At 50.1% G+C, this 16,439-nt stretch carries 13 protein-coding genes and 1 tRNA gene; 10 read left to right on the top strand and 4 right to left on the bottom strand.

Annotated elements, in window-relative coordinates:
- Positions 1-103: 103 nt before the first annotated feature.
- Together HMPREF2675_RS06765 and HMPREF2675_RS06760 are read right to left on the bottom strand one after the other, a co-directional pair.
- A tRNA-Pro gene (locus tag HMPREF2675_RS06765) sits at positions 104-180 on the bottom strand.
- A gap of 154 nt (positions 181-334) precedes the next feature.
- On the bottom strand, positions 335-1,858 hold the full coding sequence (locus HMPREF2675_RS06760) for a fumarate hydratase (protein WP_003746217.1): 1,524 nt from the start codon (positions 1,856-1,858) through the stop codon (positions 335-337).
- 852 nt (positions 1,859-2,710) lie between these two features.
- Here HMPREF2675_RS06760 and HMPREF2675_RS06755 point away from each other — a divergent pair.
- From HMPREF2675_RS06755 to trkA, 5 genes are all read left to right on the top strand, one after another.
- A complete protein-coding gene (locus HMPREF2675_RS06755; RefSeq protein WP_003746216.1) occupies positions 2,711-3,349 on the top strand; it encodes a 2Fe-2S iron-sulfur cluster-binding protein in 639 nt (212 codons plus the stop codon).
- Positions 3,349-4,977, top strand: a complete 1,629-nt coding sequence (locus HMPREF2675_RS06750; RefSeq protein ID WP_070814500.1) for an FAD-binding protein — start codon at positions 3,349-3,351, stop codon at positions 4,975-4,977. Before HMPREF2675_RS06755 ends, HMPREF2675_RS06750 begins: the two co-directional genes overlap by 1 nt.
- Entirely contained in the window at positions 4,974-6,227 is a 1,254-nt protein-coding gene (locus HMPREF2675_RS06745) for a complex I 51 kDa subunit family protein (protein ID WP_070814499.1), read from the top strand. The genes HMPREF2675_RS06750 and HMPREF2675_RS06745 overlap by 4 nt, the downstream gene beginning before the upstream one ends.
- 211 nt (positions 6,228-6,438) lie before the next feature.
- A complete protein-coding gene (locus HMPREF2675_RS06740) occupies positions 6,439-7,890 on the top strand; it encodes a DASS family sodium-coupled anion symporter (protein WP_070814498.1) in 1,452 nt (483 codons plus the stop codon).
- 95 nt (positions 7,891-7,985) lie between these two features.
- A complete protein-coding gene (gene trkA, locus HMPREF2675_RS06735) occupies positions 7,986-9,398 on the top strand; it encodes a Trk system potassium transporter TrkA (RefSeq protein ID WP_070645818.1) in 1,413 nt (470 codons plus the stop codon).
- 76 nt (positions 9,399-9,474) lie between these two features.
- Here the strand turns inward: trkA and lgt are convergent, their stop codons facing one another.
- Together lgt and HMPREF2675_RS06725 are read right to left on the bottom strand one after the other, a co-directional pair.
- Positions 9,475-10,335, bottom strand: a complete 861-nt coding sequence (lgt, locus tag HMPREF2675_RS06730) for a prolipoprotein diacylglyceryl transferase (RefSeq protein ID WP_036491424.1) — start codon at positions 10,333-10,335, stop codon at positions 9,475-9,477.
- Between the two features lie 74 nt (positions 10,336-10,409).
- Positions 10,410-11,540, bottom strand: a complete 1,131-nt coding sequence (locus tag HMPREF2675_RS06725) for a M14 family metallopeptidase (RefSeq protein WP_070645820.1) — start codon at positions 11,538-11,540, stop codon at positions 10,410-10,412.
- Between the two features lie 174 nt (positions 11,541-11,714).
- Between HMPREF2675_RS06725 and argB the strand changes: the two genes are divergently transcribed.
- From argB to HMPREF2675_RS06700, 5 genes are all read left to right on the top strand, one after another.
- On the top strand, positions 11,715-12,602 hold the full coding sequence (argB, locus tag HMPREF2675_RS06720; protein ID WP_063068727.1) for an acetylglutamate kinase: 888 nt from the start codon (positions 11,715-11,717) through the stop codon (positions 12,600-12,602).
- A 261-nt stretch (positions 12,603-12,863) separates the two neighbouring features.
- Positions 12,864-14,150: a phosphopyruvate hydratase gene (gene eno, locus HMPREF2675_RS06715; protein WP_070814497.1), complete on the top strand. Its 1,287-nt coding sequence runs from the start codon at positions 12,864-12,866 to the stop codon at positions 14,148-14,150.
- Positions 14,151-14,173: 23 nt separating this feature from the next.
- Complete coding sequence (gene ftsB, locus HMPREF2675_RS06710; RefSeq protein WP_003679613.1) at positions 14,174-14,449, top strand: cell division protein FtsB; 276 nt, start codon at positions 14,174-14,176, stop codon at positions 14,447-14,449.
- 100 nt (positions 14,450-14,549) lie between these two features.
- Positions 14,550-15,041, top strand: a complete 492-nt coding sequence (locus tag HMPREF2675_RS06705; protein ID WP_070814496.1) for a DUF1841 family protein — start codon at positions 14,550-14,552, stop codon at positions 15,039-15,041.
- A gap of 112 nt (positions 15,042-15,153) precedes the next feature.
- Positions 15,154-15,861, top strand: coding sequence for an SIMPL domain-containing protein (locus HMPREF2675_RS06700; RefSeq protein WP_070814495.1), 708 nt, complete (start codon positions 15,154-15,156; stop codon positions 15,859-15,861).
- The last annotated feature ends 578 nt before the right edge of the window (positions 15,862-16,439 follow it).

The raw sequence follows: 16,439 nt of genomic DNA, 5'->3' as shown, positions 1-16,439 counted from the left end.
GACGGCATTGGTATTAAGTTTTAAAATCCATTCGGATACATTATTCAGATAAATCATCCAAACGAAAAAAGAGCCGTTTTTAAAACGGCTCTTTCCAATTTTTTGGTCGGAGTGAAAGGATTCGAACCTTCGACCCCTTGCACCCCATGCAAGTGCGCTACCAGACTGCGCCACACTCCGACTCGATAAGCTGTGAATTCTAGTTTCAAACGCTGATTTTGACAAGTGCTTTTTAGAAAGGGAAATTTACTCGTTTGAAAACATTTGAATTATTTGTAAGCAAAAAAAGACCGTCTGAAATCGTTCAGACGGCCTTTGATTATTCGGTCAAATATCAAGCTTCAACCGGAATAATACCGATTTTGGCCTGCCATTGTTTTGGTGCAATAGCGTGAACCGATTCACCGTTACTATCCACCGCAACGGTCACAGGCATGTCTTTGACTTCAAATTCGTAAATCGCTTCCATACCCAATTCTGGGAACGCCAAGACTTTAGATGCTTTAATGGCTTTGGCAACCAGATATGCCGCGCCGCCGACAGCCATCAGGTAAACAGCTTTGTTATCGGCAATGGCTTGGCAAGTTGCTGCGCCGCGTTCGGATTTACCGATCATACCCAGGAGGCCGGTTTGTTCCAGCATTTGGCGGGTGAATTTATCCATACGGGTGGAAGTAGTCGGACCAGCCGGGCCAACAACTTCGTCACGGACTGGATCAACCGGGCCAACGTAGTAAATCAGTTTGTTGGTGAAATCTACCGGCAATTCTTCGCCTTTGTTGAGCATATCAACCAAACGTTTGTGCGCGGCATCGCGGCCGGTCAGGATTTTACCGTTCAGCAACAACACGTCGCCGGTTTTCCATGTGGCCACTTCTTCTTTGGTCAGATTGTTGACATCGACACGTTTGCCGTTGTCCGGGCTGTAAGTCAGATCCGGCCAGTCTTCCAAGGATGGGGCTTCCAGTTTGGCCGGGCCTGAGCCGTCCAATTCAAATTCAATGTGGCGGGTAGCCGCGCAGTTTGGAATCATAGCAATCGGTTTGGAAGCCGCGTGGGTTGGGTAGTCAAGGATTTTGACATCCAGCACGGTGCTCAAACCGCCCAAACCTTGTGCGCCAATGCCCAAGGCATTTACTTTTTTGTAGAGTTCCAAGCGCAGGGCTTCGGTCGTAGACAATTCTGCACCGGAATCGGCTTTTTCTTTGAGTTCCTGAATATCGATATGGCTCATCAGGCTTTCTTTGGCCATCAACACTGCTTTTTCAGGCGTACCGCCGATACCGATACCCAAGATGCCCGGAGGACACCAGCCTGCACCCATTTGAGGAACGGTTTTCAATACCCAATCAACGATATTGTCTGAAGGGTTGAGCATGGCAACTTTGGTTTTGTTTTCAGAACCGCCGCCTTTGGCTGCACAAGTAACTTCGACTTTGTCGCCTTTTACGATTTCCATGTGTACAACGGCAGGCGTGTTGTCTTTGGTATTTTGACGTTTGCCAGCCGGGTCGGCCAATACAGAGGCGCGCAGTTTGTTGTCAGGATAGGTGTATGCACGGCGTACGCCTTCGTTAACCATTTCCTGTACGCTCATCTCGGCATCCCACTGTACATCCATGCCCACTTTCAAGAATACGGTCGCAATACCGGTATCCTGACAAATCGGACGATGGCCTTCAGCACACATACGGCTATTGACCAAAATCTGCGCCATCGCATCTTTGGCGGCAGGGTTCTCTTCTTTTTGGTAAGCCTTGTATAAAGCCTGAATGTAGTCTTTAGGATGGTAGTAGCTGATGAATTGGAAAGCGTCGAAAATACTTTGGATAAAGTCTTCTTGCTTGATGACGGTCATGATTGTGTTCCTTTTCGGAGTCATGGTAGGGAGGATTTATTTATTTCTTAAGAGACCAATTTTTTCAGACGGCCTTCAATAGTGTAATAGTGCTTTCAAATGAATAATCCAGACAATATCATTTTCATACCTTATTGATTTAAATAGAATTTAATATCGCATTAAATCACTTGGTTATTGATAATCTATATCCACTGACCACTCACTTACATAGAAACAAAATTACATTATTTTTAAATGATAATCTTATTCCAAGGCCGTCTGAAAATGCTTGCCTTAAGTATCTGATAAAAAATTTAGTATCCTGTATTTAAAAGGAAACTACCTAAATTTTAGACGGTCTTTCTTATTCTCCAATACAATACACAATTGTAAAATCCGTGTCATTTTCTCCCTCAATCTTCTTGGCTGATATCAAACTTGTTTGATTTTCTGAAATTTTATAACAATTTTTTCACTTGCTTGCCTATCAGAACATTATTCAATATATACAATAATCTATGCAAAATTTTCTAACATATAATAATGATTTTTACTAGTAAATATACGAATATTTTAAAATTTATAATAAAAAAGTAATTTTATTTTACTTTTAAAATCAAATTTTTGTAATAAATTTGTCTAAATAATAGGCATGTTTTGTTTGTAATCCTCCTTCTATAAAACCTTGGATTACCCCTATCATCAAAATCACTAAATTCTGACACACTTCAACTCATAAAGATAAATATTGATTTTAAAAGAATTTCTGAGTAAATCACTTGGATATTTCCACGTACACAATAGATGTAATAAAAATACAATTAATTAAATTACCCACTATTCCAACTTCCAATTTCACAGGAACAAACCATGAGTGAAAATTTGTTAACCCTGACCATAGACGGCCACGAAGTCAAAGCTTCCGCCGATTCGTCAATCATCCAAGCCTATGCACGTTCGGGCAATGCGATTACTGCCAACGTCGGCTGCATGGGTCAAGGCGTATGCGGTTCCTGCCGCTGCATGATTCGTAAAGAAGGCGAGCGCGAAGTAACCACTGCACTGGCATGCGAGACCAAAGTCGAGGAAGGCATGCAGGTCAGCTTCTTGGACTACTTTATTCCTGAGCATATCCAATATTACGACGTGAGCGAGATTGGCGACGGCTGGAACTGGTTGGACGATACCGCCAAGGCCTTCCCTGAAGCGCAAAATTGCCGTCATTGCGGCGGCTGTAACCGAGCCTGTCCTAAAGGTTTGCAAGTGGAAAACGGCGTAGCGCAAGTAGTTTCCGGCGATTTTGGTGCGGCTGCGCTGACCTTCGACCAATGCGTGATGTGCAACCTCTGCACCCTCTCCTGCCCCGAACACATCCGTCCGAACCACTTAGGCCTGTTCGCCCGCCGTATGAAAGCGGCGCGTACATTGCGTCCGGTGGATTTGATGCGCCGCCTGCGCGAAATCGACAGCGGCAAAATGAAAGTCGAATTTGAAGAGGAGGCACTGTGATGGCTAACAAAATTCAAGGCATAGACTACGAAACCGCCCTTGCCAATCTGCGTGCATCCTCATTGGAACTGCGTGGCGATTTACCTGAAAAAAACGAATTGCTGAGCCAATTTCATCCTGACTATCAGGCAAATGCACGTGTGAAACTACCTATCGGCCCGAACCAAGGTGATTACTGCCATCCTGATTTGGCCAAACTCTTAATCAGTCAGCCTCTGATTGACGACTATGATTTGTCGGGTGCAGAACACTTAAACACCGACGTCTTGGTAATCGGCGGCGGCGGTACAGGTGCGGCGGCGGCATTGTCTGCGACTGAAGCCGGCGCACGCGTCATCATGGCAAACAAGCTACGTATCGGCGACAGCAATACCGTGATGGCCGAAGGCGGCATTCAGGCGGCAGTCGGCGCGGAAGACAGCCTGCAGCAACACTTTGACGACACTATCAAAGGCGGCCACAACGCAGGCAAAAAAGAATTGGTGGCACAAATGGTTACCGACGCGCCGTCCGCCATCCGCTGGCTGATTGGCTTGGGCATGACTTTTGACCTTGCAAAAGGCGCGGACAGCAACGGCATGTTGAGCCGCAAACGTGCAGGCGGTACAACCGTACCGCGTATTTTGAGCTACCGCGACTTTACCGGCCTCGAAATGATGCGCGTACTGCGCGAAGCGGTCGAACTCGACGAAAACATCACTCAGCTCAACCGCCACCCCGCCATCGAATTATTATCAGACGAACACGGCCGCTGCGTCGGCGCGATTTTGTACGATTTGGAAAAACGCTCCTTGGTATTGGTTCACGCCAAAGCCGTGGTCTTGGCAACCGGCGGCAGCGGACGCCTGCACTTGCAAGGTTTTGCCACTTCCAACCACTATGGCGCGACTGCAGACGGCCTGGTGATGGCCTACCGTATCGGCGCCAAACTGCGCGATGTCGATTCTTTCCAATACCACCCGACCGGCGTTGCCCACCCTCCACACTTGGCAGGCGCGCTGATTTCCGAAGCCGTGCGCTCCGCAGGCACCAAACTGGTCAACGGTTTGGGCGAACGTTTCGTTGACGAATTACAACCGCGCGACGTTGTTGCCGCTGCGATTCTGCGTGAATGCCGCGAAGGCCGCGGCGTGGTACGCGACGGACAAGTCGGCGTATTCCTCGACACCCCGCGCCTGATTGCCAACGATCCTGACGTATTAAACCGTTTGGTAACACTCGGCCACGTTGCCCACAAATGCGGCATCGACCCTGCCGTTGAGCCGGTCATGATTCATCCGACCCTGCACTATCAAAACGGCGGTATCGAAATCAACGGCGACGGCGCAACCTGCGTTGAAGGCCTCTATTGCGCCGGCGAAGTAACCGGCGGTATTCACGGCCGCAACCGCCTGATGGGCAATGCGCTTTTGGACATCATCAGCTTCGGCCGCCGTGCCGGTAAAGCCGCCGCAGGTTGCGGCCTGCCGCTGAAAAAAGTACGCGGCGGTGTCGGACACGTCCATGACCTGCAACGCGAAATGACCCGCGCCGGTCTGACCAGCGACATCAAAGCCCCCGTTTTATATCCCGACTACGGCAAATTCGATTTGCGCGAACACGCCGGTTTGCAGGAGCAACAATCATGAACCAAGCCAATCAAAACTTACTGCATCCTTCCCGCCAAGTCGGCGCAGATTTAGCCGCCTGGCGCAAAGTCGGTGGCGGCGAAGGCTTGCTGGCTGCGCTTGCCGATCCTCAAAGCATTGTTTCCAAACTGCAAGATGCCAATCTTTGCGGTATGGGCGGTGCAGGTTTCCCGACTTGGCGCAAATGGGAGGCCGCCGTTGCCGCCCAAAGCAAAAATGGCGATAAATACGTTGTCTGCAATGCCAACGAAGACGAACCGGGTACATTTAAAGACCGCGTACTATTGGCAAATACCCCGCACCAAGTCATCGAAGGCGTCCTAATTGCCGCCGTTGCCTGCCGTGCCAACAAAGCGATTCTGTACGTCAACCCTCATCAAACCGAATCCATCGCTTCCATCACACCGGCCATCGAGCAATGGAAAAACAGCGATTTGTTTATCCGCATCGAAAACTACTTGGGTAAACCTTTGGACTTGCAACTGGTTGAAACTTCAGGCCGTTATATCGGCGGCGAAGAAACTGCCGTGATTTCATGGCTGGAAGGCGGTTTCCCCTTCCCCCGCCGCAAGCCGCCTTTCCCAGCCGAAAGCGGTGTCAACGGTGAGCCGACCCTTATCAACAATACCGAAACCTTCGCCAATATTCCGCAAATCCTTGCCAAAGGTGCGGAATGGTACAAATCTTTGGGTTTTGGCGATGCCGCAGGCACGAAACTCTACTCGCTCTCCGGCGACGTATTGAATCCGGGCCTGTACGAACTGCCGATGGGTACGACCCTTCAATCGCTGATTTACGATCACGGCGGCGGTATGCTCGAAGGCCGTACGTTTAAAGCCGTATTTACCGGCGGCCCGTCAAACACGCTTTTGACCGTAAAAGATTTGGATGTGCCTTTGGACTTCGTTTCCGTACGCGAACGCAAATCCAGCCTCGGTACCGGCGCGATGATTGTGATTTCCGAAGGCACCAGCGTGGTGCGCAAAGTAGCCGAATATGTGGAATTTTTTGCTTCCAACTCATGCGGTCAATGCCCGCCTTGCAAAGGCGGCACATTCCAGCTTTCCCGCCTGCTCAACCGTGTGGACACCGGCATCGGCACTTCAGACGACCTGCGTGCCTTGCAAAGCCTGTGCCAACTGCTGCCACGAAGCGGCCGTTGCGGTTTGATTGACGGCGCGGTTACCGTGTTGCAAAGCTCGCTGCGCACCTTCCCTGAAGAGTACGGCCTGCCACAAGAACAGGAGTAAAACGGCATTGTTTTCAGACGGCCTGTTACTGTAAAGGCCGTCTGAAAAACGATACCTAACTCCCTTTCTCTTCTTTTAAGATTGAAGAGAAACCCAATAAGAAAAATACCTTCCGAACCTACCAAAATACGTTCAGACAGGCTTCAGCAACACTCAGGCCGTCTGAAAACAGATTTCCCAATACTTTAATCCTCAAATTAGGAGATTCGACATGGGCTTCAAGCCAATTCCTGCTGCGGTCGCACTTGTGCTGACGCTGCTTATCTGGTTCGTTATCCCCGTTCCTCAAGGCGTATCGCCTGACGCATGGCATCTTTTGGCATTGTTTGTTGGCATCATTGCCGGCATCATCGGCAAAGCCATGCCTATCGGCGCCATGGCGATTTTGGGCATTACCTTGGTTGCACTGACCGGCGTAACCAATGAAAAAGCCGCCGACGCAACCAAAGACGCTTTGAGCAGCCTCAACAACTCACTCATCTGGATGATCGGTATCGCCATCATCATCTCGCGCGGCCTGTTGAAAACCGGCTTGGGTATGCGTATCGGCTACCTCTTGATTTCCCTCTTCGGCAAACGCACGCTGGGCGTAGGTTACAGCTTGGCTTTGGCGGACTTGGTCATCGGTCCGGTAACGCCGAGCAACACCGCGCGCGGCGGTGCCATCGTACATCCGATTATGAAATCCATTGCCCTGAGCTTCGACTCTGACCCTGAAAAAGGTACGGAAGGTAAAATCGGTAAATACCTTTCACTGGTCAACTTCCACTCCAACGTAATTACCTGTCTGATTTTTATCACTGCCACCGCACCCAATCCGCTGGTAGTCGAATTGGTTGCCAAAGCCACCAATTCGCAAATCCAACTCTCTTGGGGTACTTGGTTCTTGGCAATGATCGTACCCGGCCTGCTTGCTATGCTACTGATGCCGCTGGTGCTGTACTTCCTGTATCCGCCCGAAATCAAACAAACCCCTAACGCCACTGCATTGGCAAAAGAGCATTTGGCTGCCATGGGGCCGATGAAGCGTGAAGAAAAAATCATGCTGGGTATTTTCTTGGTTCTGCTGCTGTTGTGGGCTGGTATTCCCGAGATGCTGTTCGGTGTGAAAGTTGATGCTACCGCCACCACCTTCCTCGGCTTGAGCCTGTGTCTTTTAACCGGCGTACTGACTTGGGAAGATGCGCTGAAAGAAAAAAGCGCGTGGGATACCATCGTTTGGTTTGCGGCCTTGGTTATGATGGCAAACTTCCTCAACAAACTGGGCCTCATCAGTTGGTTGTCCGACTCCATGCAAAGCGGTATCGCCCACATGGGTTTGGGTTGGGAAGCCGGTTGTGCCATGTTGATGCTGGCCTACCTCTACGCCCACTACGTTTTCGCCAGCGGTACGGCACACGTTACCGCCATGTTCGGCGCATTCTACGGCGCAGGCTTGGCCTTGGGCGCACCACCGATGCTGTTTGCCCTGATTATGGCAGCCGCTACCGGCATCATGATGTCGCTGACCCACTACGCTACCGGTTCTGCACCTGTCATTTACGGCTCGAACTACGTCAACATGACCGAATGGTGGAAAGCCGGCTTCATCATGAGCGTGGTCGAAATTCTGATTTTCAGCACTGTCGGCATCTTGTGGTGGAAAGCCTTGGGCTATTGGTAATCCTTTAGCCGATTGAAAAATCAGGCCGTCTGAAAACTCCAATTTCAGACGGCCTTTTGTTACAATTTCATTTTTACCGAACACACTCAATTACCGTGAAAATACTCATCCTCGGCAGCGGCCAAGTCGGCTCGACCGTCGCCCAAAACCTCGCCTCTGTTCCCAGCAACGACGTTACCATCATCGACATCGACGAAAAAGCGCTCAACCGCATCAGCAGCCGCCTCGATGTCCAAACCATCGTCGGCAACGGCGCATCGCCCTTTACCCTCGAACAGGCAGGCGCGGCGGACTCCGACCTTCTGCTTGCCCTGACCCGCAGCGACGAAACCAACATTGTCGCCTCCAAAATCGCCGCCGACCTATTCAACATCCCCAGCCGCATCGCACGCGTGCGCTCAAGCGAATACCTCGAATATCCGGTTGACGGCAGCGATAACCCCGAAGAAGGCAGCCTCAACATCTTCGGCATTACCGAAACCATCAGCCCCGAACAGCTAGTTACCGAACAACTCGTCGGCCTGCTCAACTACACCAGCTCATTGCAGGTACTCAGTTTCGCCAACGACCAAGTCCGCATGGTGATTGTTCAAGCACGCAAAGGCGGTTTGCTGATCGGCCGTGAAATTGCCGACATCAACCAGCACCTGCTCGAAGGTGCGGACTGCCAAATCTGCGCCATCTACCGCAACAACCGCCTGATCGTCCCAACGCCGCAAACCGTCATCATTGAAGGCGATGAAGTCCTGTTTGCTGCCGACATCAACAGCGTTGAAGCCATCATGCGTGAATTGCGTCCGAAAGAAGCGCGTACCCGCCGCATCATGATTGCCGGCGGCGGCAACATCGGCTACCGCCTCGCCAAGCAGCTCGAATCCAAATACGACATCAAAATCATCGAATACAAACCCCACCGTGCCGAATGGCTGGCCGAAAATCTGGACAACACCCTCGTCCTGCAAGGTTCCGCCACCGACGAAACCCTGCTGGACGAAGAATACATCGACGAAATCGACGTCTTCTGCGCACTGACCAATGATGACGAAAACAACATCATGTCCAGCCTGTTGGCAAAAAACCTTGGTGCCAAACGCGTGATTACCATCGTCAACCGCTCAAGCTACGTCGATTTGCTCGAAGGCAACAAAATCGATATCGTCGTTTCCCCTCACCTGATTACCATCGGCTCCATCCTCGCCCACATCCGCCGCGGCGACATCGTTGCCGTCCACCCCCTGCGCCGCGGCACGGCCGAAGCCATCGAAGTGGTGGTACACGGCGACAAAAACACTTCCGCCATCGTCGGCCGCCGCATCAGCGGCATCAAATGGCCGAGCGACTGCTACATCGCCGCCATCGTCCGCGGCGCAACCGGCGAGGTCATCATGGGACACCACACCGAAACCATCCTCCAAGACGGCGACCACATTATCTTCTTCGTCTCACGCCGCCGCGTCCTGCCGGAGTTGGAAAAACTCATTCAAGTTAAAATGGGCTTTTTCGGTTAAACCCGAAATCCGTTTGCTTGAAGCCATAAAAAGGCCGTCTGAAAACCTTTTCAGACGGCCTTTATTCTTGTTTTATTTACGCTTTGTCAACACTGTTTTTACGGCCAAACCAAACAAAACCAATCACACCCAATACAATCATCGGCACGCTCAACCATTGACCCATGGACAAGCCCAAAGTCAATAGGCCGAGATAGTCGTCAGGCTGACGGGCAAATTCAGCGATAAAGCGGAACAATCCATAACCGCCCAAGAACAATGCGGCCGTTTGTCCGGCCGGACGCGGTTTTTTCGAGAAAATCCAAACAATGACAAACAGGCAAATGCCTTCAAGGGCAAACTGGTAAAGCTGAGACGGATGGCGCGGCAGCATGCCGTATTGTTGCAGCCATTCAGCCCACAAAGGATTGTGCGCCGCAGCTTCCGCATCTTCGTAACGCGCTTGCGGGAAACCCATCGCCCAGAAAGCATTGAGTTCGGTAACTCGTCCCCAAAGTTCGCCGTTGATAAAGTTGCCGATACGGCCGGAAGCCAAGCCCAGCGGTACGAGCGGTGCAACGGTATCCATCAATTTTAAAATGCTGATGTTGTGCTTGCGGCCAAACAGCCACATGGCAACGACCACGCCCAAGAAGCCGCCGTGAAACGACATACCGCCTTCCCAAACTTTGAAAATATCCAACGGGTTGGCAAGATAGTCGGAAAATTTATAAAACAAAACGTAGCCGATACGGCCGCCCAAGATTACGCCCAAGATACCCCAAGTCAGGAAATCGTCGAGTGTTTCTTTGGTAAACACAGAATTGCCCTGCGCGATACGGCGGCGGCCCAAAATCGTAAACAGGATAAAGCCGACAATATAGCTCAAGGCATACCAACGGATGGCAAGCGGGCCGATGCTGATCAGCACCGGATCAAACTGGGGATGTATCATCATAATGTGTGTTCCTTATCTCAAAGGCCGTCTGAAAGCCTGAACTTTCAGACGGCCTGTATGCAGTGTCGGACGGTTTAACGCAAATCGCCAACCACATTCAAAATAGCAGACAACATGGCCTCACCCAAGCGCAGCGAGCGTTGGCCGTTCCAGCCGAAATCATCGTCCGGCAGGTTGGCATTGTCTTTAAACGGCATTTCCAAAGTATAGGCAAGGCAGTTGAAATGATTGCCGACCCAGTTGGTCGCCAAAGTCATGTTTGCCTGACCCGGCGCATCTTTGTCATAGCCGTAATCGTCTTGGAAATCGGGGCTGGCATTGAGCAGCGCGAGTTTGAATTGTTCTTCCAAGGCTTCGATGCGCTCGTTGTAGTTCGGCACGCCTTCGGTACCGGCCACAAAGACAAACGGCAGGCCTTCATCGCCGTGAATATCCAAGAACAAATCCACGCTGGTTTCCATCATTTTTTCGCGGACGGTAAAGACTTCGGGGCTTCGCTCCAAAGTCGGATTTTCCCATTCGCGGTTGAGGTTGGCGCCGGCGGCATTGGTGCGCAGATTACCCAAAACCGAACCGTCCGGATTCATATTCGGCACAATATAGAAAGTCGCACGGTCAAGCAGCATGCGCGCGGTCGGATCTTGCGGATCAAGCAGACGACCCAGCAAACCTTCGACAAACCATTCCGCCATGGTTTCGCCCGGATGTTGACGAGCGATAATCCAGACTTTCATGTCGCTTTCGACTTGGTTGCCGATGGTCAAAAGATTAATATCACGGCCTTGAACGGTACTGCCCAAGTCGTCGATACGGCACAAGCCGCTGCCCTGCGCATCGCCCAAAAGATTCAAATGCTGCTCGTTGGAATAAGGCTCGAAATAGGCGTAGTAAACGCTGTTGGACAAAGGCGTATGGTTGATGGTCAACACGCCGTTTTCATAGCTGGTCGGCACGCGAAACCAATTTTGGCGGTCGTAAGAGGCGCAAGCCTGATAGTCCTCCCAGCCCAAAGGATACGCAGCGTCCGCCGCATTTTCAAAATGCATCACGCAGTTTTGATAGGCCGCACCCTGCAAACGGAAGTAAAACCATTGGGCAAACTCCGAAGCATTGTCGGGACGCAGGGCGAGACGGATATCGGCAGGGTTGCTCAAGTCTTTGACAACGACCGAACCGGCATCGAATTGGGTGCTGATTTTCATCATGGGTATCCTTAGTAATCGGCGAAGAGGCCGAAGCAAACCGTCATTTTACCGTTTGCATGAGGCTGGTTTCAACCATTTAACTGATTTAACAGGATTTCAAGCGCTTGGAAATATTGTTTCAGACGGCCTTTGGGATTAAGATAAAGGCCGAAATTATGAAACAAGGTTGAAACCATGACTCAGCAACAATCTGTCTCCCCTGCCATCAAAGCGCGCGTCCTTGCCGAATCTTTACCTTATATCCGCCGTTTTTCCGGCTCCATCATCGTCATCAAATACGGCGGCAATGCCATGACCGAGTCGGCCTTAAAAGAGGGCTTCGCACGCGATGTCGTCCTGCTCAAACTGATCGGCCTGCATCCCGTCATCGTTCACGGCGGCGGCCCGCAAATCAATGAAATGTTGGAAAAAGTCGGCAAAAAAGGAGAGTTTGTTCAAGGCATGCGCGTCACCGACAGCGAAACCATGGACATTGTAGAAATGGTTTTGGGCGGGCACGTCAATAAAGAAATCGTTTCCATGATTACCACCTTCGGCGGTCGCGCCGTCGGCATTACCGGCCGTGACAACCACTTCATCAAAGCGGAAAAACTCCTGATCGACACGCCCGAACAAAAAGGCGTGGACATCGGCCAAGTCGGCACAGTGGCCGACATCGATACCCGTTTGGTGGAAGGCTTGGTCGAGCGCGGCTGCATTCCGGTCATCGCACCCATCGGCGTAGGCCAAAACGGCGAAGCGTTCAACATTAATGCCGACTTGGTTGCCGGCAAACTAGCGGAAAAACTTCAAGCCGAAAAATTGTTGATGATGACCAATATCCCCGGCGTACTGGATAAAGAAGGCAAATTATTGACCACCCTGACGCCAAGCCGCATTGACGAACTGATTGAAGACGGCACGCTGTACGGTGGTATGCTGCCTAAAATTGCCTCTGCCGTCGAAGCCGCCAAAAGCGGCGTCAAAGCTACGCATATCATAGACGGCCGCGTTCCCAACGCCCTGCTCTTGGAAGTGCTGACCGATGACGGCGTAGGCTCAATGATTTTGGGTGAAGGCTAATCCGTTTTTCAGACGGCCTTATGCCTTATTTAATCAGCTTTTCACCCTAAAAAGGGTAAAAAATGTTACACTATACGGCTTATGTTTGTTTGAGCGATATTGACGTGAAACAAACTTACAGTCGGTTTCATACCGACTCCGATGCCATGCCCGGCAAAGACGGTATAATGTCTGCATTCATCAGACTTCGGCAATCATCCTCAAGGCCGTCTGAAGCGTAACAAAGCTACTTTTCTTTTACCATCCTATTTGGAGATATTCATGAGCGCAATCGTTGATATTTTTGCACGCGAAATCTTAGACTCTCGCGGCAACCCTACTGTAGAGTGTGACGTATTGTTGGAATCCGGCGTCATGGGACGCGCAGCCGTACCTAGTGGCGCATCAACCGGCCAAAAAGAAGCTTTGGAACTGCGTGACGGTGACAAATCCCGTTACTTGGGCAAAGGCGTATTGAAAGCCGTTGACCACGTCAACAACCAAATCGCGCAAGCCCTCATCGGTATCGATGCCAACGAACAATCTTATATCGACCAAATCATGATCGAATTGGACGGTACTGAAAACAAAGGCAACTTGGGTGCCAACGCTACTTTGGCCGTTTCTATGGCCGTAGCACGCGCAGCTGCTGAAGATGCAGGCCTGCCACTGTATCGTTACTTGGGTGGCGCAGGCCCAATGGCTCTGCCTGTTCCAATGATGAACGTTATCAACGGCGGCGAACATGCCAACAACAGCCTGAACATCCAAGAATTCATGATCATGCCTGTCGGCGCGAAATCTTTCCGCGAAGCCCTGCGTTGCGGTGCCGAAATTTTCCACGCGCTGAAAAAACTGTGCGATAGCAAAGGCTTCCCAACTACCGTCGGCGACGAAGGCGGTTTTGCACCCAACCTGAACAGCCACAAAGAAGCCCTGCAATTGATGGTGGAAGCCACCGAAGCCGCTGGTTACAAAGCAGGCGAAGACGTATTGTTCGCCCTGGACTGCGCATCCAGCGAATTCTACAAAGACGGCCAATACCACCTGGAAGCCGAAGGCCGCTCCTACACCAGCGCAGAATTTGCCGAATACCTGGAAGGCCTGGTTAACGAGTTCCCAATCATTTCCATCGAAGACGGCATGGACGAAAACGACTGGGAAGGCTGGAAACTGCTGACCGAAAAATTGGGCAAAAAAGTTCAATTGGTCGGTGACGACTTGTTCGTAACCAATCCAAAAATCTTGGCCGAAGGCATCGAAAAAGGTGTGGCAAATGCATTGCTGGTCAAAGTCAACCAAATCGGTACATTGAGCGAAACCCTGCAAGCCGTCGACTTGGCCAAACGCAACCGCTACGCCAGCGTAATGAGCCACCGTTCCGGCGAAACCGAAGACAGCACCATTGCCGACTTGGCAGTTGCCACCAACTGTATGCAAATCAAAACCGGCTCCCTGTCCCGCTCCGACCGCATGGCGAAATACAACCAATTGCTGCGCATTGAAGAAGAATTGGCCGAAGCCGCCTACTACCCCGGCAAAGCCGCATTCTACCAACTGGGCAAATAAGCAAAATATAGGATATTGATTGTATGAAGTGGGTGACTTTTGTTTTAACCTTCGCACTGTTGTGCTGTCAGTACAGCCTTTGGTTTGGCAAAGGCAGCGTCGGGCATACGGAAGAATTGCAGGAGCAGCTCGTCCGTCAGGAAGAAAAAAACCAAACGCTCACTTTACGCAACAATTTCCTCAATGCGGAAGTTGAAGACTTGGCACACGGACAAGAGGCCATCGCCGAAATTGCCCGCGTCGAATTGGGCTACGTCCAAGACGGCGAAGTGTATTACCGAATCATCGACCGCCGCTAAACCCTGTCAAAAAAGGCCGTCTGAAAACACACTTTTCAGACGGCCTTTTTTATCGCAATCGCTATATAATCACATATCCCAAAATCAAATTATACCCATCATGTATGACGTAAACACCCACGATGTCCGCCGATTTTTTGCCCACGTCTGGCAACACAGGCTCGCACCGCTCCAATTGGACGGCCTGCAACAAAAAGCTTTGCGCATTATCGAAGCACATCCCGAATACGGACACTATCTCGAAGACATCGAACAATATTTAGATAAAGAATGGCTGCCCGAAGACGGCGAAAGCAACCCATTCCTGCACATGTCGCTACACCTTTCCCTGCAAGAGCAAAGCGCCATCGACCAGCCCCCGGGCATCCGTGCCATCCACCAACAACTTTGCGCCCGTTACAACGGCGACTGGGTCAAAGCCGAACACGATATGATGGAAGCCTTGGCAGAAACCATCTGGGAAGCGCAACGCTACGGACGAGGCCTAGATGTCAACGCCTACATGACCCGCTTGCGGAAATTGGTCGGCTTAGGCCAAGAAGAAAACGCCCGCCTCAATCCCCATGAAGTCGGCCTGATGGATACAAAGTAACTTCTTTTCAGACAGCCTCAGTCCATACAAATCCTTACGCTTCCCAAAGCCAACGTTTCCATATTTTATGCTAAATTACTTTTTTAAAATCCGCATTACAAGGAAAACCAAAATGCTCCGCCCAGCCCTTACCGCCCTACTGCTAGCCGCCTCCCTGCCCGTTGCAGCAGAAAGCCTCAACTACAACATCGTTGAATTTTCCGAATCTGCCAACATGGAAGTACCGCGGGATACCATGACCGCGCATTTCAGCGTCAACGCAGAAGGCAAAGACCGTCAAGCCGTCAACCAAGCCTTCATGAAAAAAATCAACCAGTTCAACAAAATCTCCCAAAACAACAAACTTAAAGCCGAGCTGATGGAGCGCAACGCATCCCCGCGCTATCAATACACCAACGGCAAACGCACCCAAACCGGCTGGGAAGAACACGCATACTTCAAAGTAGAAAGCAAAGACTTTGAAGCACTCAACCGCCTGATTGCCGACAGCATCAATATCGCCGTTTTGGAAAACTCCTCATTTTCCGTATCCAAAGAAAAACACGAAGAAACCGTCGACCAACTGAGCAAGGCTGTCATCCTGCGCTTCAAAGACCGCGCCCAAAACCTCGCCCAAACACTCGGCTTCTCCAGCTACAAAATCGTCAAACTCAACCTGGGCCATATCGGCAACCGCCCAGTCGGAGGAGACTTTGCACACGCCAAAATGCTGCGTGCAATCCCCGCCGCAGAAGTGGCTGCAGGAATAGAAGATGGCGTACCGGCTTCTCCGGGTTCGGAAGAAATCAGCCTGACCGTCAACGGCTCGGTACAAATGTAGGATCTTATTTAGATAATATTAAAGGCCGTCTGAAGTCTATTTTTCAGACGGCCTTTTTATTTGCTCAATAATTAGAACGGTTGTTTCTATATAAAGAAAGAATGAAAAAATAAAACTCTAATTATTTCAACTTGTTGCAATCAAATATTGATAACTTCCTTAAAAATACGTAAAAATAACCCCGATAACAGAGTAATTATATCATTATATTTTACAATATTAACGTAAAATTTTTACACATTGCTTTCAAGAGCCAACCATTTATGTTCTCTGTTTTACTTTTTGAAAATAAAACAGAGGACTTCTATATTTTGGTGTAAATAATTCTCTTGAATAAATTTCTGTTCTATAGCTATGCTCTATTTTTGAGTTTCAAATGTAGTATGGAGCTATCAAAATTGACAACTCCATAAATAATATTCTTATTCTTTGTTTAATCTAACAAGAAAATGCTTAAATTGTTCTTCGTTGTTATCCAACTTTCCGAAAAATAACTCATCAATTTGCTCAATTAACGGAACAGCTGTTTGTAATATTTCTTCTCCTTTTGAGACCTTTGCAAAATTCCCCAAAATCCC

The organism is Neisseria sp. HMSC061H08, assembly GCF_001836795.1.
GTDB lineage: Bacteria > Pseudomonadota > Gammaproteobacteria > Burkholderiales > Neisseriaceae > Neisseria > Neisseria subflava_A.
The sequence above is the reverse complement of the archived record's forward strand: the minus strand, read 5'-3'. Positions and strand labels throughout refer to the sequence as shown.

What these genes read in the sequence shown, in the direction of transcription:
- HMPREF2675_RS06760 (WP_003746217.1), bottom strand. Translation starts at nt 1,858, where the DNA reads ATGACCGTCATCAAGCAAGAAGACTTTATCCAAAGTATTTTCGACGCT.
- HMPREF2675_RS06725 (WP_070645820.1), bottom strand. Translation starts at nt 11,540, where the DNA reads ATGATGAAAATCAGCACCCAATTCGATGCCGGTTCGGTCGTTGTCAAA.
- eno (WP_070814497.1), top strand. Translation starts at nt 12,864, where the DNA reads ATGAGCGCAATCGTTGATATTTTTGCACGCGAAATCTTAGACTCTCGC.
- HMPREF2675_RS06755 (WP_003746216.1), top strand. Translation starts at nt 2,711, where the DNA reads ATGAGTGAAAATTTGTTAACCCTGACCATAGACGGCCACGAAGTCAAA.
- ftsB (WP_003679613.1), top strand. Translation starts at nt 14,174, where the DNA reads ATGAAGTGGGTGACTTTTGTTTTAACCTTCGCACTGTTGTGCTGTCAG.
- HMPREF2675_RS06705 (WP_070814496.1), top strand. Translation starts at nt 14,550, where the DNA reads ATGTATGACGTAAACACCCACGATGTCCGCCGATTTTTTGCCCACGTC.
- HMPREF2675_RS06745 (WP_070814499.1), top strand. Translation starts at nt 4,974, where the DNA reads ATGAACCAAGCCAATCAAAACTTACTGCATCCTTCCCGCCAAGTCGGC.
- argB (WP_063068727.1), top strand. Translation starts at nt 11,715, where the DNA reads ATGACTCAGCAACAATCTGTCTCCCCTGCCATCAAAGCGCGCGTCCTT.
- HMPREF2675_RS06740 (WP_070814498.1), top strand. Translation starts at nt 6,439, where the DNA reads ATGGGCTTCAAGCCAATTCCTGCTGCGGTCGCACTTGTGCTGACGCTG.
- HMPREF2675_RS06750 (WP_070814500.1), top strand. Translation starts at nt 3,349, where the DNA reads ATGGCTAACAAAATTCAAGGCATAGACTACGAAACCGCCCTTGCCAAT.
- HMPREF2675_RS06700 (WP_070814495.1), top strand. Translation starts at nt 15,154, where the DNA reads ATGCTCCGCCCAGCCCTTACCGCCCTACTGCTAGCCGCCTCCCTGCCC.
- lgt (WP_036491424.1), bottom strand. Translation starts at nt 10,335, where the DNA reads ATGATGATACATCCCCAGTTTGATCCGGTGCTGATCAGCATCGGCCCG.